Origin of the sequence: Sediminibacillus terrae, assembly GCF_009602435.1 — a bacterium.
GTDB classification, from domain to species: domain Bacteria; phylum Bacillota; class Bacilli; order Bacillales; family Amphibacillaceae; genus Sediminibacillus; species Sediminibacillus terrae.
On sequence record NZ_VZDQ01000024.1, the window covers coordinates 106,050 to 126,788 of the forward strand.

The following is a 20,739-nucleotide window of genomic DNA, read 5'->3' on the forward strand; positions in this document are numbered from 1 at the left end:
AAAGAAATGTCAACGGGTGATTGTTTGATTCTGGTAGTGTAATACCTTTATTTCAAATTACCTAAACGTAAAAATGGACAAGGCGGGCGGATAGGCTATTCGAATTACTACAGATGGGGAGAGGGTCGGGCCTTCTGTTTGTCTGAATTCGGCCGAATATGACTGTTATTTCCCGGGGAATATCGACACTGGCTTTTCTTTTCTTGCATTGAATCAGCATCTTTTGGTTTTTAAGACAGCGTTCTGCCATTATTGTTTAAAAATGGGGAAGATTGAATTGGAGGAGGGCACGGACTTGCGTCTGCTAGCAGGGGATTTTTATCCAGGCTCTCTCGAAAGCTCTCTTCGCTAAGCCATGGCATCGAGTTACAATACCTGTCATCGTACTGGACGGTTATTCAGGTTATTGCCATTGCCTCAAAATAATCGCTGTCACCAGAGCAATCCTTGATAATTTCAGAAATATATAGCTTACATAGACTCAGACGGGGCGCGGGGGGTTAACTATGGAAAACTGATCACTATCCATGCTTCCCCAGCGGGGTCAAGCATCAAAAGAACATTAAGTCAGCGATGTGGAATTTTAGCTGCTGGTATTTACGGCCAGGTTGCTTAGAAGGCTCAAACGATAAAAAAGACTTTAATGCTTATGCAGCAATTAAAGTCTTTTTTTCGTTAAGTGTGCTTATCGATTTTCCACTACGTCCAGACGGTTGATTGCACGTCTAAGCGCATTTTCAGCCCTTCTGAAGTCAATATCGTCCTGCTTAGTCTGCAGACGTCTTTCGGCCCGTTCTTTTGCTTTGCGGGCACGTTCCACATCGATTTCGGTCGGTTTTTCCGCCGATTGTGCCAAGATAGTGACCTTATCAGGTCGTACCTCGACAAATCCGCCATTCACCGCCAGCTTTTTCGTGTCGTCCTGCCCTTTCAAACGCACAGCACCGATCGATAACGGAGCAACCAATGGAATGTGACCATGCAAAATACCGAGTTCACCGTTTTCCGCCTTTAAACTAACCATTTCGAAAGCATCTTCCATTACAGGGCCATCAGGAGTGACAACACTCACCATTAGTGTTTTCAATGAAACCCCTCCTCGGGCTGGAATATGGCTACATTCAACAGCCGTTTCTTTAAAAATGCCAGAAGAAGGCCGGTAAAGCTGTCATCTGCTTTTACCAGCCTTGACCGGCCTTAGAATTTACGCCATTTGTTGAGCTTTCTCGACTACTTCCTCGATACGGCCAACCAAACGGAATGCATCTTCCGGTACATCATCATGTTTTCCGTCCAAAATTTCCCGGAAGCCTTTTACAGTTTCCTGAACAGGTACATAGGAACCTTTTTGGCCCGTAAACTGTTCTGCTACGTGGAAGTTTTGAGACAGGAAGAACTGAATGCGGCGGGCTCTGGAAACTGTCAGTTTATCCTCGTCCGTCAGTTCATCCATACCAAGGATGGCGATGATATCCTGTAATTCTTTATAACGTTGCAAGGTACGTTGCACCTCACGGGCGACTTCATAATGCTCTTCTCCGACTACTTCCGGATCCAGTGCACGGGAAGTGGACGCCAGTGGGTCCACGGCAGGATAGATACCCTGTTCCGATAACTTACGATCCAGGTTGGTCGTTGCATCCAAGTGGGCAAACGTTGTTGCCGGAGCCGGGTCGGTATAGTCATCGGCAGGCACGTAAATGGCCTGGATGGATGTAACCGATCCTTTATCCGTCGAGGTGATCCGTTCTTGCAGTTGCCCCATCTCTGTTGCCAATGTTGGCTGATAACCAACAGCAGAAGGCATACGGCCAAGCAATGCAGATACTTCCGAACCTGCTTGGGTGAATCGGAAAATATTATCGATAAACAGCAACACGTCCTGGCCTTGCTCATCACGGAAGTATTCCGCCATGGTCAAGCCTGTCAGGGCAACACGCATACGTGCTCCCGGCGGCTCGTTCATCTGACCGAAAACCATCGCTGTTTTGCTGATAACGCCTGAGTCTTTCATTTCATAATACAAGTCGTTTCCTTCACGCGTACGTTCCCCTACACCGGCGAATACAGAAATGCCGCCGTGCTCCTGGGCGATGTTGTTGATCAGTTCCTGGATCAGTACGGTTTTACCAACACCTGCACCCCCGAACAAACCAATTTTACCACCTTTGATATATGGAGCGAGCAAGTCAACGACCTTGATTCCTGTTTCCAGGATTTCTGTTTCTGTTGCAAGGTTTTCGAACTTAGGCGACTGACGGTGAATCGGGTCACGTCGCACCCCTTCGGCCAACGGTTCGTCCAAGTCGATTTTTCCACCCAGCACGTTGAACACCCGGCCGAGTGTGACATCGCCTACGGGCACGGAGATCGGTGCACCTGTATCCACTACTTCTGTACCACGCTGAACCCCTTCTGTCGATGACATGGCAATTGTACGAACACTGTCATCGCCCAAGTGCAGTGCGACTTCTAAAACGAGTTCGCTGCTGGATTCATTTTCATCTTGTGAGGCATATTGCACGCGTAATGCGTTATAAATTTCCGGAAGCTGTCCGCTTTCGAATTTTACGTCCACGACAGGTCCCATGATTTGGGTAACGCGTCCTTTGCTCATCGATTTCCCTCCTAACTTACTATAATGGAGCTATTCTTGTGCCGCTGCTCCACCAACGATTTCTGTGATTTCCTGGGTGATGGCTGCCTGACGTGCACGGTTGTAAGACAACGAAAGATCATCGATCAGATCATTGGCATTGTCCGTAGCACTTTGCATGGCAGTCATCCGGGCAGCATGTTCACTTGCTTTTCCGTCCAACAAGGCACCGTAAAGCACGCTCTCCGCATATTGCGGCAGCAGAACCTCTAGGATTTCTTCCTGGTTCGGCTCGTACTCATAGCTGCTCAACTGCTTGCCTTCCGTACCGATATTCGTCAAAGGAAGCAGTTTTGTTGTCGATACCTCTTGCGAAATCGCACTTACATAATGGTTATAATAAATGTTCAATTCGTCAATTTCTTCATCGATGTACATCTGTACCGTCTCAGAAGTCAGATCTTTTATGTCAGCAAAATTCGGCTGGTCGGCCAGCCCGGTGATTTCCCTGGCGATCGGCATGTCCCGTTTCGCAAAGAAATCTCTTCCCACACGGCCGACAGCGATTACGATATACTCATCTTTCGACTGATGCCTTGCCTGAATATCACGATAAACTGTCCGCAAGATACTGCTGTTGTATGCCCCCGCCAGGCCACGGTCCGAAGTGATGACGAAATAAGCAGTCTTTTTCACTTCCCGCGCCTGCAGCATCGGATGGTTGGCTACATCGCCGCCATTTGCGATGCTTGCGACCACTTCCTGGATCTTTTCGCTATATGGCACGAACGATCTTGCGTTTTGCTCTGCTTTATTCATTTTCGAAGCAGATACCATTTGCATCGCGTTGGTGATTTGCTTCGTTTTCTTGGTCGAGTTTATCCGGGTTTGGATATCTCTTAATGAAGCCACGCTGTCTCACCACCCTTTCTTCAAAGGTTCACGCCGGAATAGATCCTGTCTGATTCCCAACGTCCTCCTGCCTTCTTTCTCATGAGCTTATGCAGATACTACAAAGCTCTTTTTGAACTCTTCGACAGCATTGTTCATATCTTCCGTTTCCGCAAGTTTTCCTGTTTCGCGGATTGTTTTCAGCAATTCAGCTTTATTGTTGCGCAGCCATTCGTGGAACTCACCTTCGAAGCGCGTAATATCTTCCACTGGAATATCATCGAGATATCCTTGAGTCAAAGCGTAAATGATCATGACCTGATTTTCCACTTTCAATGGCTTGTGCAATCCCTGCTTCAATACCTCTACTGTCCGTGCACCACGGTTCAGTTTTGCTTGAGTCGCTTTATCCAAGTCGGACCCGAATTGAGCGAAAGATTCCAGTTCACGGTAGGACGCCAAGTCAAGACGCAGTGTACCGGCTACCTTTTTCATTGCTTTGATTTGTGCAGATCCGCCGACACGGGATACCGATAGACCCGGGTTGATTGCCGGACGTACACCGGAGAAGAACAAGTCCGACTGCAAGAAAATCTGCCCATCTGTGATGGAGATGACGTTTGTCGGAATGTAGGCTGAGATATCCCCTGCCTGTGTTTCAACGAAAGGCAGTGCGGTCAACGAACCAGCGCCTTTGTCGTCGCTTAGCTTGGCAGCACGTTCCAACAGACGGGAGTGCAAGTAGAAAACATCCCCCGGGAATGCTTCACGGCCTGGCGGACGGCGAAGCAAGAGGGAAAGTTCACGATAAGCAGCTGCCTGTTTGGACAAGTCATCGTAAACGACCAGAACATGCTTGCCGTTGTACATGAATTCTTCACCCATGGTAACACCTGCATATGGTGCCAGGTATAGAAGCGGTGCTGGTTCAGATGCTCCAGCAGACACGACAATCGTATAATCCAATGCGCCATAGCGGCGAAGGGTCTCTACAGTTCCGCGTACGGTCGAATCCTTTTGTCCGATGGCTACATAAATACAAATCATATCTTGATCTTTCTGATTCAAAATCGCGTCGATTGCGACGGTCGTTTTACCTGTTTGACGGTCCCCGATGATCAGTTCACGCTGGCCGCGTCCGATCGGTACAAGGGCGTCGATTGCTTTGATACCCGTTTGAAGTGGTTCATGAACGGACTTACGATCCATTACTCCAGGTGCCGGAGATTCGATCGGACGGGTTTTTCCTGTTTCAATCGGTCCTTTTCCGTCTACCGGCTGACCCAGCGGATTGACGACGCGTCCCAGCAATTCATCTCCTACTGGCACCTGCATAATCCGTCCGGTACGACGTACTTCGTCTCCCTCACGGATATCTTGATATGGTCCCAAAATGACGATACCTACATTGCTTTCTTCCAGGTTTTGTGCCATTCCCATGACACCGTTGGAAAACTCGACAAGTTCTCCAGCCATAACGTCATCAAGACCATGAGCACGGGCAATCCCGTCCCCGATTTCAATTACTGTCCCTACATCGTTGACTTCTATATCAGATTGATAGTTCTCAATTTGCTGTTTGATCAGCGCACTGATTTCTTCAGCTTTAATGCTCATGCCATTTCACCCCTATCATCAATTATTTCGCGGATACGATATTCCGTTCGATTCGCTCGAGCTTGCCACTGATGGTTCCATCATAGATCGTGTTGCCAATCTTCAGTCTGACTCCGCCGAGAATCGACGGATCGACGATATTGGTGATCTTCAACTCATTTTTAGCGAGTTTTTTTGCAAAGACTTGAGAAAGCTGTTCCTGCTCCTCTTCGGTCAGTTCCCGAACAGAATAAACGGTTGCTTCCGCTATCCCTTTCGCATCATGCACTAATTCGATAAAGTGACTAATTATGGATGGAATGAGTTCTTCGCGGTGGCGGTCAACAAGCAATGACAGTGTATTGACCACATCGGAAGAAAAGTCTTGAAACGTCTCACGGATGAGTTGTTTCTTTTTATCATTATTAACTCTTGGATGCTTCAGGAAAGGTAGTAATTCTTTATTGTTTTGAAACACTTCTTGTAAAATGTGAAACTGTTGTTCAAGCTGGTCGACGGCTTTTTTTTCTTCCGCCAGTTGAAAAAGAGCATCTGCGTATCGTTTGGCAACTATGGCTTCACTCATCGCTCTTCTCCTACCTCTTTGATATATTCATTGATCAGTTGCTCTTGGTCTTGCGTATTGATTTCTTTTTCAATCACCTTGCTGGCGATTTGCACGGACAAGGTAGCAACTTGATCTTGCAATGCTTTGATCGCTTTTTCTTTTTCCTGCTCGATGTCTTCCTGAGCGGAAATTTTGATGCGCTCTGCTGTTTCGCGGGCTGCTTCGATGATTTGCTGTTCTTGCTTCTGTCCGGCTTTTTTCGCATCTTCGATAATAGATTGCGCTTCCTGCCGGGTGTTCTTCAGCTCTTCAGCAGCTTCGCGTGATGCACGCTCTGCTTCGGCACGGTTCTTTTCCGCCGTCTCGATTTCACTTGCTATATGGTCTTCCCTTTGCTTCATGACATTCATCAACGGGCCCCATGCAAACTTGCGCAAGAGGAGCAATAATACAATAAAGAAAAACAACTGGGTTAACATGTCCCCCACTAGGAGACCGCCCGGCCCAGCATTAATGATCAGCCAACCTGTGTATTGCACAGCATTCACTCCTTTCATCGTCGGTAACCGGTTTATTCGTCAACATTGCTATGTTTCTTCAAGCGTAAAGGAAAGGCGAAAGTTCAAATCAATGAACTTCGCCAATGTATTTAAGTTTTATCTCAATGTTTTGTTACATGACGATAAGCGCGATTACTACCGCGATGATCGGCATTGCCTCAACTAGACCTACACCAATGAACATGGTTGTCTGCAGGGCGCTGCGCAATTCTGGCTGACGAGCGATCCCTTCTACTGTACGACTTACAATCAAACCGTTACCAATACCTGCGCCTAGTGCGGCTAGTCCTACTGCGATTGCAGCTGCTAAAGCTCCCATAATAAAAATCCTCCTCTAGAATATATGAATTTAGTTAATTCCTGATTTTTCAGTATTTCATAAGCAGGTGTCCGGTACTTCCGTAACTCCCCGTTCACAAAAACTGACCCGGGTTCCTCTCTGCCTGTTTGAATAGACAAGCAGCGGGAATACCCTTAATATATAATTTTTAATGATCCGAGCTCACTTTGTGAGACATATAGACCATTGTCAACATAGTGAAAATGAAGGCCTGGATAGCTCCAATAAACAAACTGAATCCTTGCCATGCCAACATCGGGATTGCCCCTCCAAGGAATCCTACTGCACCAGAAGCGGTAAGACCCGCCAGCAATCCAAGCAAGATTTCCCCTGCATAAATATTTCCGAAAAGACGAAGACCAAGCGTCAACGTATTCGAGAATTCTTCCAGCAGTTTAATCGGGAATAAGAATGGCAAAGGACGGAAGTAATCTTTTCCGTATTCCTTCACACCCCTCATCTTGATTCCATAGTAGTGCGTCAACACGATTACCATGGTCGACAGTGTCAGTGTGATGCCTGCATCCGATGTCGGAGACTTCCACCAAAGATGGTGTTCTGAGTCTACAGCCATGAAAGCGACACCGAGAAGGTTGCTGACAAAAATGTAGGTGATCAGCGTCAGGCCTAACGGAAGGAATGTCTTCCCCGTTTTCCAATCCATCGTATCTCCGACAATTCCTTTCACGAAATCTATGACCCATTCCATGAAATTTTGGAGACCGGTTGGCTTCATCTGAAGCTTTCTTGATGCGGCGACCCCCAGGATGAAAACAAGGGTGGATGCGATCGCGATCATCAAAACGTTGGACAAGTTGAAATCAAGCCATGAGATTCCAAAAACGTCCTCGAGTAAGGGTTTTTTATGATCCAAATTTCTTCACCTCTCTTCCCAGCGCTAGTCTTTGACTCTAAATATTGCAAAATCTATCATAATGACAACGTAAACTGTCATTAATCCAATTAACACACCGATAAGATGGAAATATTCTTCGAACTGAAGGGCGATAAGCACAGCCGCTGCGGCTGCTGCCAATCGGGAAAAGGTGCCAATACCTTTGGTAGAACGTTGTTCAGCTGCGGCCTTGCCGAGCTGCTGGATCTTTCTTTGCATAAGCCATAGGTTGTAAAAGCCTATCACTGTTCCAAGGAGAAGTCCGAGGAAGATACGTGGATACGGTGTGAAAGCCGATCCTAGTACCAATAGTGCGAGAAGGTAGAACATCCATTTGCGCTGACGGGTTATCATATATTCGTATTGTTGCATGCTTTGTTCCCCCGTAATGAAGATGCTTGATATATTTTAAATGGATGCTTCTTTATGTACCGGCTCCAATTCAAGGCCAATTCAACCCATTGAACGATTGTCGGAACTTGTGGAAAATCAGCTTGGTTTTTATCTCTCTTTCAGAAGACGGGATTGCATCAAACCGATTAAAACGCAAAAAAATTTTGTCGAATCCGGCAAAACTTTTTCACACCTGCCCTGTTCACCAGGTCAGGTTTGTACTCATCTTACAAGCTGTACAGGTTTTAAACAAGGAATAAGCTTATCAGGAAAAGAAGCTTATGAAACCCTTATCATTCCACACTAGATTAGCATACAATAGGGGTAGTCCAATGTCAATCGGTTTCACGGAGAAAGTAGATATTGGAAAACCTTCCACGAAAACACTGTTCACCAGTACACTCCCCTTTATTATATAAGAAGGAAAACAAACACAAAAGCGACAAATTTGTGACAATTAATTAGAGTCTCGAAGTTTGAAACGAAGCAGGGGTCAAAAATAGGGGTCAGTCCCTAGAGAAAGTCGAAGACACCTAATTTCCGAAAATCGCCGGTTGTGGGGACTGACCCTCATTAACATTTGCCGGTTGGGGACACACCTTTGATGACAAAAACCCTGTAATAAAGGGTGTTTTGGCGGAATCCATGGATTTTTCGGCCGTTTTGGGGTCAGTCCCTCCGCCAACCTCGTTAACCTTACTTAGCCGGAAGAGGGACTGACCCCGGTTCCCCCGGTTCTCCGGTCATTGGTTCCTCTGTCATTCGATTTGCAGGGTGGTGGGATAACTATATTGGTGTTCTTTATCGGTTTTGATGATGATGTTGGCCAGGTATTGGCCTTTTTTTCCGATATTGCGTTTTTCCAGCACTCCTTCGACCAGGCCTGGTTCTTGATTTTGTAACTCCAGTATGGTGCGGTCATATCGAAGGGTCGATGGGTTATAAAGGTCGATGGTCAGTTTTTCCGCCCCTTCAGGAAGGTACATACGATACTGGTATTGGTCATCGGTGAATGGCTTTATGGCGAATTCAATCCCCATCGCTTTCGGATACTCGGCTTCGTTAACGACAAATAAATAAGGAAGTCGATAGGCTTCCTCACCGCTATCACGTTGCAGTGTAAGCCAGCCTTGATGGATTCCGTTTTCCAACATGGTATTTGTAACCGACAAGGTAATCGGAATCTCTTTCTTCTCCCCCGCCTCTACCGTGACAGCCTTTGGCAGTTCCCATCTCAAGCCGCGCTGCTGCTTCGGGATATCAAACCGGAACTCCTGCGGCCGGTCGGATATGTTTTCTACCAACAGTTCATAGGTGCCGGTCTGTTTTCTCTCCTCTATTTTCCCAAAAGATATAAGCGGATTAAACAGGATTGTATCCGTGTTAATAGCGGCATCAATCCGCATCCGCCCCATTCCCTGGACAATCGGATCATATCGGTTTCCCTTTTCATCGTTTACCGGCAAGGCTGTCGTCAGCAGTGCTCCTTTCAGTTGCTCGTGGCTCCAGTCTGGATGGGCCTGTTTAACCAGAGCAAGTCCGCCGGCAACGTGAGGGGCTGCCATACTTGTACCCTGCAACTCCTGGTAACCGCCGGGAACTGTGCTGGTAATGGCTGCTCCAGGCGCCACAATTTCGGGCTTGATTTCCCAATTGACCGTGACCGGCCCTCTCGAACTGAAGGGCGCCATTAAATCCTGTTCCTTTTGATAATTTGTTTCCAGCCAGGTCTCCTTGACGGCGGCATTTTTTTTGAGCCATTGACCGTCCTTCTCTGAAACGGACACAACCGGAATGGCTATCGGCTCGTTTCCATCATCGATAGAACCAGCAAAGCTGCCTTTTTCGTTGTTATAAATCACCACAGCTTCAGCCCCTGCCTTCTCGGCCGCCCGGGCCTTATCGGCAAAGGGGACTGTCCCCCGTTCGATCAGCACGATTCTTCCCCTGGCATCCTCGATTTTACCGTTCTCCAGCTTCCGATGGACAATCGGGTATTTTTTTTCGAGATCCCAGGGGACTGACCCCATGAACAAATTCAAATCGATGGTTTTATCGTGCAGCTGGTCATATAAAGAGGGGGTGGTCATAGGGGGCGTGGAAGCACCGACCGAAATGGCTTTGTCTGAAGTGGCCGGCGATCCCACTGTCCAGTTTTCCGGTCCTTCGTTCCCGTTAGCCACCACCACCGAGACCCCTTTTTCAATGGCTTGATTGACGGCGGCACTCGTCGGCCAATCAGGACCGTTCACCGAGCTGCCAAGTGACATGTTGATAATATCCATGCCGTCCTTCACAGCTTTTTCCAATGCCGCTATCACCTGGACAGACGTTCCCATTCCGCCCGGACCGAGAGCACGATAGCCATAGAGCTCAGCTTCCGGTGCTACCCCCTTCATTTTGCCACGGGCAGCAATTATCCCAGCGACATGACTGCCATGGATGGTCGGCATCCCTTGGTCCACTTGGGTTTCCATCGGGTCATCATCCAAGTCGACAACATCGAATCCGCCTTGGTAGCTTGCAGCCAGGTCAGGATGCGTGTAATCGATGCCAGTATCGATTACCCCTACTTTCACACCTTTTCCGGTGTATTCACTGCCAGCCTCCGATTGAAAAAAAGCCCCCTGTTTCAAAAACTCCACACTGTTCTCTGCAGTGGCTTGATAGGTCTGTACGGGGTAGCTTTTGCGGACAAAGTCTTCGGTTTCGATTTTTTCCAGCTGGTGTGCTTTTCCGCGAACGGCCAGGCCGGTAAAAAGGGTATCATACACTTGCAAGACTTCAATAAAAGGATGATATTTTTCGATGAATTCCTTGTATGCATGAGGGTCGCCATCAACCTCGACGATGAGGGATTGGGATTCTTCTATTTCTGCGGAGGATTGTGCAGAGGGGGTAAATGTCAGCAGGATAGCGAGGACAAGAACGCACACGATATGTTTGACCATGAATAATTCTCCTCTTTTTCCCTTAGTATCCGCCATTCCGACAGAATCATGCATCGGAAAAATTCCGCACCAGAAGCTTAGCGTGTACCTGATCAAAAGGAAGATAAAATGAGTCAGATAAACTTTCTTCGCTACTCATCGACAGGACAGGATACAGCGCTTTCCACAGGCATGACTTCATCCATTCAGAGTGCAAAAATGCTTAGATGCGGCTTTTCAACTCGCATGCTTTTCCCGCAGAAGGATCCTGTTCTTGTCAGTAAACCGCCATTCACTCCTTTTTCACCAATGCAAAAAACCGAACGATTTCGATTGATCGTTCGGTTTTTACTGTGTCACTTTGTTATTGTCCGGAACGATGCTGGCCGCTCCGTTGTTTGTCCAAAATAATAACGAATCGCTTCGGCTATTCTGGCCGAGCCTTTTCCATCTCCATAAGGATTGGAAGCTTTGGCCATCACAGCATGGGCTTTCTCATCTGATAAAAGTTCATTGGCAAGACGGAAGATGTTGTCTTCATCAGTTCCGGCGAGCTTCAATGTTCCGGCTTGGATACCTTCCGGACGTTCGGTTGTATTGCGCAGGACCAAAACCGGAACACCGAGAGAAGGCGCTTCTTCCTGGACTCCGCCGGAATCCGTTAATATCAGATGGGCATGCGCCGCAAAATTATGAAAGTCGACTACACCGAGCGGTTCAATCAGTTTTACACAATCATCATTTCCGAGTATTTCGACGGCCGTTTCCCGGACTACCGGGTTCAAGTGGACAGGATAGACAACCTGAATATCGTCATGCGCTTCGACAAGCCGCTTGATGGCACGGAACATTTGCCGCATATTACTCCCGAGGTTTTCCCGCCGGTGGGCAGTCAAAAGCACTAACCGTTTCCCGTCGAGTTCCTCTAGAATCGGACTCTTATAATCATCTGCAATCGTTGTTTTCAAAGCATCGATTGCTGTATTCCCTGTAACAAACACCCTTTCTTCCGGCTTGTTTTCCCGGAGCAGGTTTTGTTTCGCTTGTTCAGTCGGGGAAAAATGCAAGTCGGCCATGACCCCTGTCAATTGCCTGTTCATCTCTTCTGGATAAGGAGAGTATTTGTTCCATGTCCGAAGCCCTGCTTCCACATGGCCTACCGCCGTTTGATTATAATAAGCAGCCAAGGATGCGGCGAAGGTCGTAGTCGTGTCTCCATGCACGAGTACGATATCTGGATTGGTCTGTTTGATGACCTCGTCCAGGCCTTCCAGCGCTCTAGTCGTTATTTGAGCCAGCGTTTGCCGTGATTTCATGATATTCAAATCAAAGTCCGGCGTAATATCGAAAATGTCCAGAACCTGATCCAGCATTTCCCTATGCTGGGCCGTCACGGTCACGATTGTTTCGAACTGATCAGGACGCTTGTTCAGCTCCAGGACAAGTGGCGCCATTTTGATCGCTTCCGGCCGGGTACCGAAAATCGTCATTACCTTGATCGGTTTCGTCATGGTCGATCCTCCTGCCTTCCGGATTTATTTAGTACCAAACAGGCGGTCACCGGCATCCCCTAAACCTGGGACGATGTAGCCTTTTTCATCCAGTTTCTCATCCAGAGCAGCCAGGTAGATATCGACATCAGGATGCTCCTTCTTAATGACCTCCACACCTTCCGGGGCAGCAATCAGGCACATTAGTTTTATATTTTTCGCTCCGCGCTTTTTCAAGGAGTGAATTGCATCGTTTGCGGACCCGCCAGTGGCCAGCATTGGATCGATGACAATCAGTTCACGCTCTTCGATATCGGATGGGAGCTTGATATAATATTCTACCGGCATCAATGTTTCCGGATCACGATACAGTCCAACGTGTCCTACTTTCGCAGCAGGGATCAAACGGAGAATCCCGTCGACCATCCCCAGCCCTGCACGGAGAATCGGAACCAAGCCGATTTTCTTACCGCTTAACGTTTTTGCTTTGGCTTTGGTTACAGGAGTATCAATCGTAATTTCTTCTACAGGCAAATCTCTGGTAATTTCAAAAGCCATTAACCCGGCCACTTCGTCTACCAGTTCGCGAAATTCTTTTGTCCCTGTGCTATTTTTACGTATGTAGGTTAACTTGTGTTGGATCAATGGATGATCCAGTACATATACATTTCCCACGTTCCGATCACTCCTTTGGTATTTTTGCATCCTTAAAATTGTACTGAAAAAACAGCCTGCTTTCAAGGGGACATGTCATTCCGTGTCGAAGTTTTTCTGCTTTCATACAAAATCCATCACCACGCAGGATGATGGATCGGTTACAGTTGTGTTTCTTTTTCATGGACGACTTCCATTATTTTTTGTTTTATTTCAAGCCTGCACTCGGCAGATAGCGGATCTTGGCGGGGATCGATATGCCGACCGCGGACCAGAAATCCGTCATACGTGAATAAATCGTTGAATTCTCGGTGCTGTGCAGCGTCGTATCCTTTAATATGCAGGTTGTAGCCATCTGCTGTCTCAATTACTCCACCTATCGATACAACGTTTTTTTCATTCATGGTGAAACCCTCCTGGTTAGGGTATACCCTAATCAGGCCATATTTAAAAGTGCGTTTTTCAGGTGTTTTTTTCCAAGTGGTTTCGATTTTTAAAGGGCTCCGTTTCCCCTCTGCGATAATAACGCCGGGGAAGCTCCTACGATTCTCCCTGCTGTGTACTGCCCAAGCGCGTGACTCTCCACTCGACTATCGGCAGCAGCAAACATGCTTTTCCCTGGGCGACATTTCCAACTGGACCGGCCAAGCATAAAAAGAAAAAGCACCTATACCGCCTTTGCCCTGAATGGAAGGGGGAAAGGCAGTTTAAGTGCTTTTATGCTGTCACATTTTAGTCAGGTCTCTCCAAACGGACAGCTTGTTTTCTTGTCTATCGTTGATAGAGCGGGAACTTATCGGTCAATGCTTTTACTCGATCTTTGGCTTCCTTCAGCTTCGCTTCATCGTCATGATGCTTTAGTGTAAAAGCGATGATGGAGCCTAATTCATCCATTTCTTCCAGGCCGAACCCGCGGCTTGTAACAGCTGCTGTTCCGATCCGGACACCGGAAGTCACGAACGGACTTTCTGGATCAAATGGAATCGTATTTTTGTTGGTCGTCAATCCCACGTTATCCAACGCTTCTTCGGCGACTTTCCCTGTCAATTCCAGACCGCGGACATCCAACAGCAGCAAATGGTTATCCGTACCACCGGAGACAATTCTGATGTCTTCTTTTTGCAACGCTTCTCCGAGCCGTTTTGCATTATCGATGATTTGTCGGGAATACGTTTTGAAATCATCTTGCAGCGCTTCTTTGAATGCCATTGCTTTTGCCGCAATGACATGCATCAGAGGGCCGCCCTGCATACCCGGGAAGACGGACTTATCGATTTTTTTGGCATATTCTTCTTTGCAAAGAATCATCCCGCCGCGAGGGCCTCGCAAAGTTTTGTGCGTTGTGGTGGTAACAAAGTCGGCATATGGAACTGGATTGGGGTGAAGTCCTGTTGCGACCAGGCCGGCAATATGCGCCATGTCGACCATTAAGTAAGCGCCGACTTCGTCCGCGATTTCACGGAACTTCGCGAAATCAATCGTGCGAGAATAAGCGCTGGCACCGGCAACAATCAATTTCGGCTTTAGTTCTTTCGCTTTGGCAAGAACATTTTCGTAGTCGATTTGTTCCGTTTCTTTGTCGACCCCATATTCTTCAAATTTGTAAAGCTTACCACTAAAATTGACGGGGCTGCCATGTGTAAGATGGCCGCCATGGCTAAGGTTCATTCCCAGCACGGTGTCACCGATTTCCAAGACCGAAAAATATACGGCCATGTTGGCCTGAGCACCGGAATGCGGCTGAACATTCGCATGGTCGGCACCGAATAGCTGCTTGGCGCGGTCGCGGGCAAGATTTTCTGCAACATCGACATATTCACAACCACCATAGTAGCGACGGCCCGGATACCCTTCCGCATATTTGTTGGTCAATACAGATCCTTGCGCCTCCATTACCGCTTCCGAGACGAAATTCTCCGATGCAATCAACTCAATTTTGTCATTTTGCCGCATTCTTTCGTTTTCAATCGCTTGAAAAAGCTCCTGATCCTTTTCTTTCACATGTTGCATTGCCGTATTCCCCCTTTGGATTTTTGAAGATTATTTGAAGTGGGTTCTCGAGCTTGCGGTCTATGAGCAAATAAGAGAAATGACTGGTTCCTCTTTACAATCCCAGCAAGATTCCTTCTCACAACCAACGACCATTTTCCGCTCGTCACCAATCTATCAAAATAGTAACATTAATCAGTCGCAGAATACACCTGAATCATCTTGCGGATAGACTGCCCGGTGACCACCGATAAGCTTTGGCCGGGTACGTGCCATCGTCACCCTCGCGTTTCCGGCAGCACGTTGTTTGAAGCGCAAGGGAATCGCCACCCGCCGTAAATGCATGCCGATCATCGTTTCTCCGATATCGAGACCGGCGTCGGCGGAAATCGTTTCTGCGAGGACAGGCTGGTTCATATGCTTGTATGCATATGCCGCCATGGAACCACCCGCTTTCGGGACGGGAACTGCTGTCACTTGTTGGTAACCACGTTGGATCAACGTCTCTTGTTCTACAACAAGTGAACGATTCAAATGCTCACAGCATTGAAAAGCCAACTGAATCCCTGTCTCCCGTTGCAGTCGTTGCATCCCCGCAAAAATGACCGCGGCCACTTCTTCACTTCCTGATGTGCCGATACGTTTCCCGGCCACCTCGCTTGTAGAACAGCCGACAACAAACAACTGTCCCTTCCGCAAGTAACCGGAATCCAGCCACTCATCGACAATCGCATGTATCTCCTGTTTTAACCGATCCACCATGTTATACCCAGCCTCCTGTCTATAAAAGGGGACTGTCCCCCGTCAGTTCAGCGTACTAAACTGTTTCGTTGGATTCATAGTCCGTGATTTTTCCGATCCTGTTGGCGTGACGTCCGGCTTGAAATTCTGTCTCCAGCCATGTTTTGACGATTTCCCTGGCGAGTCCGGCGCCTATCACCCGCTCCCCCATCGTGATCATATTCGAATCATTGTGTTCCCGGGTCGCCTTGGCACTGAAAACATCGTGGACGAGCGCAGCCCGGATGCCCTTCACTTTGTTAGCAGATATCGACATACCGATCCCTGTGCCGCAAATAAGGATGCCTTTATCGAATTCCCCGCTGGCGACCCGCTCGGCAGCAGGAATCCCATAATCCGGATAATCAACGGAATCCTCGCAGTCACAGCCGATGTCTTCGAATTCGATTTTCATTTCCTCGAGAAGTGAACAGATTTCCTTGCGCAGGTTCACTCCCCCGTGGTCAGAGGCTACAATCACTTTCATTTTATTACGCTCCCTTCTCCATCGTTGCGTTCAATCGTACTGGTTGCTTCAGAGGGACGACTTCTTCTTCTTTTATCTTGAATTGGTGGATTTCTTTTTTCAATACGTTGGCTTGATCTTCGAGTGAAGCTGCAAGCTGCTCGACACTCGCGATGACCGTGGATTGCTCATTGATGATCGCCGTCATTTCCTCTGCACTGGCAGAAGTTTCCTCGGCTATGGCCGAAACCTCTTGGGATTCCACTGACGTTTTTTGAATAGCCTGCAGCTGTTCATCCACCAATTGGGAAATCCCCTCGATGGCGGAAGCAACCTCATTAATCGATACAGACATCGTATTGATGGCTGCATTGGTTTCTTCGCCTTTTTCTGCTTCTGTCCGGGCAAAAGAAACCTGCTCGGTGATTTGATTGACAACCTGTTGTACATCCGTCTGAATGTTGGTGATAAGCTCCGATATTCCCTGGACAGCCTGTGTGCTCTGGTCGGCAAGCTTCCTCACTTCCTCCGCCACCACAGCGAACCCTTTTCCATGTTCCCCGGCTCGCGCTGCTTCGATTGATGCATTCAAAGCAAGCAGATTCGTCTGTTCAGAAATATCCCCAACCATGCCGATAATATTCTCGACTTCCCGGGCATTCTTTTCAAGACGGGTGACATCTTCCAGAGAATTTTCCTGCTCCTGGGCCAATGATTGAATGCCTGAAACAAGTCTATGTATGACCGCTTTACTATCACTTAACTTGGCAACCATGTCTTGTGAATTCTGCCGGGATTGGCCGGCTTTTTCCTGAACCTGCTGGGCCAGTCTTGTAGCCGCTTCAATCGACTCAGCCGTGTTTTGAATCGAATTGGATGAATTCTCCGCCCCGGCGGAAATATGTTGAATCGCCTCATTGATTTCTTTCGTTTGCGCTGCAGCACGCGAAGAAACCGTTTTGATTTGTTCTACTTTATCGTTCGTTTTATCGAAGTTGTTTTCAATTTTATGAATGATCTGTTTCAAACTGCCCAGCATGGTATTGAAAGCAAGGGACAGTGAATGGATTTCATCCTTGGAGTTCGGAAGCTCCACTTCCTTCGTCAGATTCCCTTGCGCTGCTTCAGCAGCTACAGATTCCAGTCTCGTCAACGGGCGAGTGATAAAACCGGCCGCTGCATAGGCCAAAATGCCGGACCATATGATTCCAAGGGCCAAGGTGGCCATGACAAACCAAAATTCTGAAATAGGGATAAAGGTTTGAATGTAATCATATAAAAGATACATGAATACGGCGCTGATTGAATAGGTGATCAGGGCAAGCAAAGTAGTAAACAAAACCAATTTCCAGCGCAAACTGCCTTTTCTCGTCTTTTCTTCCATTCACATTCCCTCCACTTTTCCGATGCACAAACCAAAACAGGTTTCCCCTGTGACACTAGTCGGGTTCTCCTGGTTGACGCACCTTAATACTAGCTTCTTTATCTATTGTCTATCTTTTTGGCCAGTAGTTCAATATACTTTTCGATTTCCTGCAAAGTTTCTTGATATGTGTTCAAATTTCCGCCAAAAGGGTCGGATATGTCGAAATCCGGCAGGCTTGCCTCCAGCTGCTGGATATGATTGATTTCTTGTCTCAACTGGGTATGAAGCTCTTTATCAAGCTTGTGCGGATCCATGGTTTTGCCATTCTCTTTCATGAACCGTGCCCGTTTTTCCTCTAAATCGGCATAGGCTTTTTTGAGCTGGTCCCAGGCATCCCCGTCACCCTCCAATACATATTCCTTCAGGGTGTACAGCTTTTCGCTGAAGGATGGGTATTGCATAGCAAGGGATTGTTTGTGCTGAGACGTCATGGTCAGGACCAGGTCTGCCCAGTTGAGCAGCTGTACTGTCACAGGCTGTGATTGGTGATTCAGATTGATGTTCTTATTCCCCAATACCTCGATCGTACTGTGGGACGCCTGCTGTCCAGATCCGGCAAAAATCCCGGCAGACTGAACCTCGACACTCGGCAGCTTGTTCCGCAGAAGTGCTTCGGCCATCGGGCTCCTGCATGTATTTCCCGTGCAAACGAACAGTATTTTCATCTTTTTACCTCCAAATAGGAAAGGAACAGGCATTCCGGCAGCTGTCTTTCCATAGTTACTACTGCTATCATTCCTTTTTCTTGCTCCATTATATCATTTAGCCCGATATTCCCTACCGAAAACTTTTTATAAAGAATAACAGGCTAAATTCGTCACGTCCTGCACAATGCCTGCATCAACCCTATCGCGTGCGCCATCGACATGTTTGCGATAAGCCTGGAGGCGCCGTTTTTGTCACAGATATTGGCTGGCTAGAAAATTACGATAGAGAGGTGCCGGAGCTGGACGAGCCTGTTCCAGCACATAATCATCCACAGGCAGTTTCTTTTAACATTTTCCAAAATACAAAAAAGCCGTCTGCCGTTGAATCAGCAGACAGCCCGCATCGATCGGACTAGCCAAAAATAATTTTCAACCCAAATGCACATAGGATACTTCCGCCCAACAGTTCGCTGTAAACACCGATCAGCCCTCTAGCTTTCCTTCCAAGCAGCAGTCCCGACCAAGTCAGGAACGCGCTGAACCAGCCGAACAAGACAATGGCCAAAAAAGTGCGGACACCCGACATCCCCAAGCTGAGACCAACAGAAAAACTATCCAGACTGACACTGATTGAAAACAGAATAAGTCCTGCACCAATCGGCCTGATCAACTTTTTATCTTCCCGATTAAAAGACGATAAAAGCATCTGTACACCGAGCGCGAACAATAATAGTCCACTCCCTAAAATTGCGAAGCCCTCGATTTTGGTGGAAATAAATTTGCCCACTGCAATACCCATAAACGGCATCAACATATGAAACAGGCCGACTGTTAAGCCGATAATAAAAATCCGCTTCAGCCTCAGAGCCTGCATTCCCATACCAAGACCGACAGAAAATGCATCCATCCCTAGCGCTGCAGCCATAAAAATCAACGAAATATACTCGCCGATATTCACACCAGCCATCCCGCCAACCCCTCTCCGGACATGCTATTCCACTATATGCCCAAGAGACAAGTTATATTACCGGAATCGGACAAGACCGGATAAGCCAAAGTCTAGACCAGGGTCCCAGACCAGGGTCAGTCCCCACAGCCAACCTCTGACATTACCTCCCGGTTGGGGACTGACCCCAAAACGGCTGATTTGATGGGCAAGCTTTATACGGGGGACTGTCCCTCCAGGAGAAAAACCTTGAATTATCAAGGAACTCACCAAAACAATTGGCTATCCAGACCTGTCTGGGGACTGTCCCCCGCTGGTACCTAGGGAGGGACTGACCCCCGCTTAAAATTGGTTGATTTTTTTGGTTGCTGCTTTATGGAGGCGGTTCATGATTGCCTGACCGACGCCTGTTTCCGGGAATGTTTCACAGAGTATGATGTCGACATCTGATTTTTTGAACGAGCGCAGCGCATCGTATAAATGGGCAGCCACCTCACTTAAATTGTTCCGCGATCCGCATATATTGATATTGTCGGCGTCCAACTCGGCTGCCAGCTCTTTGCTGGCGATTATCCCGATTTTATCCCCAGCCTGAAGCTGGGCATCGATTTGCGTCTGCATGAAGGATGGGGCGCCGTCCACCAGCCACAAAGGTGCGTCAGGTGCATAGTGTGTATATTTCATACCTGGCGCCCGAGGTTTCTCCACATCCCCGTTCTCCGGAAGCTTCCCGTTTGCCGCCGCGAGCGCCGGATCAACCATGATTCTTCCCACGACTTCTTCAAGCTGCTCCCGGGTGATACCGCCAGGACGTAAAATAATCGGCATTTCGCCGGTACAATCTACCACCGTGGATTCTACGCCAACTCCTGTCGGTCCGCCGTCAAGGAGCCCGGCGATCCTCCCTTGCAGGTCTTCATATACATGATCGGCTGTAGTCGGGCTGGGCCGGCCGGACTTGTTGGCACTCGGTGCCGCCAGCGGAAGCCGGCATGCGCGAAGGAGCGCCTGAGCTACTGGATGGTCCGGAATGCGCACCCCGACTGATGGTAGTCCGGCCGTTACGTTATCCGCAATCGTGCCGTTGCTTTTCAAAATCAGGGTCAGCGGTCCAGGAGTAAAGGCTGCCAACAGCTTTTCGGCCACCTCTGGAACCTCTGCAACGTAATCATCGACTTGAACGCGGTCCGCTATATGGACAATCAACGGATTATCGGATGGACGTCCTTTTGCCCGGAATATTTTATCCACGGCATCCGCTTCTTTAGCATTTGCGCCCAGACCGTAGACAGTTTCTGTCGGGAAAGCCACTACCTCGTTTTGTTCCAGCAAGGCTGACGCTTCCCTGATTGCCAGGTCGGTTGCACTGGTTGTTTGCTCGATTTTCCACACTTTTGTATCCTTCACGGTTACTAACTCCTTTAATTAATCAAACGTTTGATATGTGCTATTCAAGTACTATTCCCTTTCGCAAATTCGCTTATCAACAATTTATCCACATTATGAAATTTTTCTGGCAATTCTGCAAGATGCTGTGTATAACTCCCCTGAAACCAGTCAAAAGCAAAACAA

At 47.9% G+C, this 20,739-nt stretch carries 20 protein-coding genes; all 20 read right to left on the reverse strand.

Annotation, left to right across the window (positions count from 1 at the left end):
• Window positions 1–685 precede the first annotated feature (685 nt).
• The 20 genes from F6X55_RS11810 to F6X55_RS11905 all read right to left on the reverse strand — a co-directional run bounded on the left by F6X55_RS11810 (window position 686) and on the right by F6X55_RS11905 (window position 20,574).
• On the reverse strand, window positions 686–1,087 hold the full coding sequence (locus F6X55_RS11810; protein ID WP_026570764.1) for a F0F1 ATP synthase subunit epsilon: 402 nt from the start codon (window positions 1,085–1,087) through the stop codon (window positions 686–688).
• 117 nt (window positions 1,088–1,204) lie between these two features.
• Window positions 1,205–2,617, reverse strand: a complete 1,413-nt coding sequence (gene atpD, locus F6X55_RS11815; RefSeq protein ID WP_026570765.1) for a F0F1 ATP synthase subunit beta — start codon at window positions 2,615–2,617, stop codon at window positions 1,205–1,207.
• Between the two features lie 30 nt (window positions 2,618–2,647).
• The gene (gene atpG / locus F6X55_RS11820) at window positions 2,648–3,508 is read right to left on the reverse strand and encodes an ATP synthase F1 subunit gamma (RefSeq protein ID WP_026570766.1); all 861 of its coding nucleotides are present in this window, start codon (window positions 3,506–3,508) and stop codon (window positions 2,648–2,650) included.
• Between the two features lie 87 nt (window positions 3,509–3,595).
• Window positions 3,596–5,104 carry a F0F1 ATP synthase subunit alpha gene (gene atpA / locus F6X55_RS11825; protein WP_026570767.1) on the reverse strand — a complete coding sequence of 503 codons (1,509 nt, stop codon included), beginning with the start codon at window positions 5,102–5,104 and terminating at the stop codon, window positions 3,596–3,598.
• Window positions 5,105–5,126: 22 nt separating this feature from the next.
• Entirely contained in the window at window positions 5,127–5,669 is a 543-nt protein-coding gene (locus tag F6X55_RS11830; protein ID WP_153463509.1) for a F0F1 ATP synthase subunit delta, read from the reverse strand.
• Entirely contained in the window at window positions 5,666–6,130 is a 465-nt protein-coding gene (gene atpF, locus F6X55_RS11835; protein WP_371069722.1) for a F0F1 ATP synthase subunit B, read from the reverse strand. The genes F6X55_RS11830 and atpF overlap by 4 nt, the downstream gene beginning before the upstream one ends.
• A 193-nt stretch (window positions 6,131–6,323) precedes the next feature.
• Window positions 6,324–6,530, reverse strand: a complete 207-nt coding sequence (atpE, locus tag F6X55_RS11840; protein WP_026570770.1) for a F0F1 ATP synthase subunit C — start codon at window positions 6,528–6,530, stop codon at window positions 6,324–6,326.
• A 169-nt stretch (window positions 6,531–6,699) separates the two neighbouring features.
• Window positions 6,700–7,425 (reverse strand): F0F1 ATP synthase subunit A, encoded by a 726-nt coding sequence (gene atpB, locus F6X55_RS11845; protein ID WP_026570771.1) that lies wholly within the window; start codon window positions 7,423–7,425, stop codon window positions 6,700–6,702.
• A gap of 24 nt (window positions 7,426–7,449) precedes the next feature.
• On the reverse strand, window positions 7,450–7,818 hold the full coding sequence (locus tag F6X55_RS11850) for an ATP synthase subunit I (protein ID WP_026570772.1): 369 nt from the start codon (window positions 7,816–7,818) through the stop codon (window positions 7,450–7,452).
• 779 nt (window positions 7,819–8,597) lie between these two features.
• Entirely contained in the window at window positions 8,598–10,790 is a 2,193-nt protein-coding gene (locus tag F6X55_RS11855) for a S8 family serine peptidase (protein ID WP_153463512.1), read from the reverse strand.
• Window positions 10,791–11,125: 335 nt separating this feature from the next.
• Window positions 11,126–12,280, reverse strand: coding sequence for a non-hydrolyzing UDP-N-acetylglucosamine 2-epimerase (gene wecB / locus F6X55_RS11860; RefSeq protein WP_153463515.1), 1,155 nt, complete (start codon window positions 12,278–12,280; stop codon window positions 11,126–11,128).
• Window positions 12,281–12,304: 24 nt separating this feature from the next.
• Window positions 12,305–12,934, reverse strand: a complete 630-nt coding sequence (gene upp, locus F6X55_RS11865) for a uracil phosphoribosyltransferase (protein ID WP_026771880.1) — start codon at window positions 12,932–12,934, stop codon at window positions 12,305–12,307.
• Window positions 12,935–13,074: 140 nt separating this feature from the next.
• Window positions 13,075–13,317 carry a hypothetical protein gene (locus F6X55_RS11870; protein WP_026570775.1) on the reverse strand — a complete coding sequence of 81 codons (243 nt, stop codon included), beginning with the start codon at window positions 13,315–13,317 and terminating at the stop codon, window positions 13,075–13,077.
• A gap of 367 nt (window positions 13,318–13,684) precedes the next feature.
• Entirely contained in the window at window positions 13,685–14,923 is a 1,239-nt protein-coding gene (locus F6X55_RS11875) for a serine hydroxymethyltransferase (RefSeq protein ID WP_153463518.1), read from the reverse strand.
• A gap of 174 nt (window positions 14,924–15,097) precedes the next feature.
• A complete protein-coding gene (locus F6X55_RS11880; RefSeq protein ID WP_152525568.1) occupies window positions 15,098–15,661 on the reverse strand; it encodes a TIGR01440 family protein in 564 nt (187 codons plus the stop codon).
• Between the two features lie 58 nt (window positions 15,662–15,719).
• The gene (gene rpiB / locus F6X55_RS11885; protein WP_153463521.1) at window positions 15,720–16,169 is read right to left on the reverse strand and encodes a ribose 5-phosphate isomerase B; all 450 of its coding nucleotides are present in this window, start codon (window positions 16,167–16,169) and stop codon (window positions 15,720–15,722) included.
• Window positions 16,170–16,173: 4 nt separating this feature from the next.
• Window positions 16,174–17,532, reverse strand: coding sequence for a methyl-accepting chemotaxis protein (locus F6X55_RS11890; protein ID WP_081704602.1), 1,359 nt, complete (start codon window positions 17,530–17,532; stop codon window positions 16,174–16,176).
• Window positions 17,533–17,630: 98 nt separating this feature from the next.
• The gene (locus tag F6X55_RS11895) at window positions 17,631–18,239 is read right to left on the reverse strand and encodes a low molecular weight protein arginine phosphatase (RefSeq protein ID WP_153463524.1); all 609 of its coding nucleotides are present in this window, start codon (window positions 18,237–18,239) and stop codon (window positions 17,631–17,633) included.
• 394 nt (window positions 18,240–18,633) lie between these two features.
• A complete protein-coding gene (locus F6X55_RS11900; RefSeq protein ID WP_026570780.1) occupies window positions 18,634–19,188 on the reverse strand; it encodes a manganese efflux pump MntP in 555 nt (184 codons plus the stop codon).
• A gap of 321 nt (window positions 19,189–19,509) precedes the next feature.
• The gene (locus F6X55_RS11905) at window positions 19,510–20,574 is read right to left on the reverse strand and encodes an L-threonylcarbamoyladenylate synthase (protein ID WP_035426942.1); all 1,065 of its coding nucleotides are present in this window, start codon (window positions 20,572–20,574) and stop codon (window positions 19,510–19,512) included.
• Window positions 20,575–20,739 lie beyond the last annotated feature (165 nt).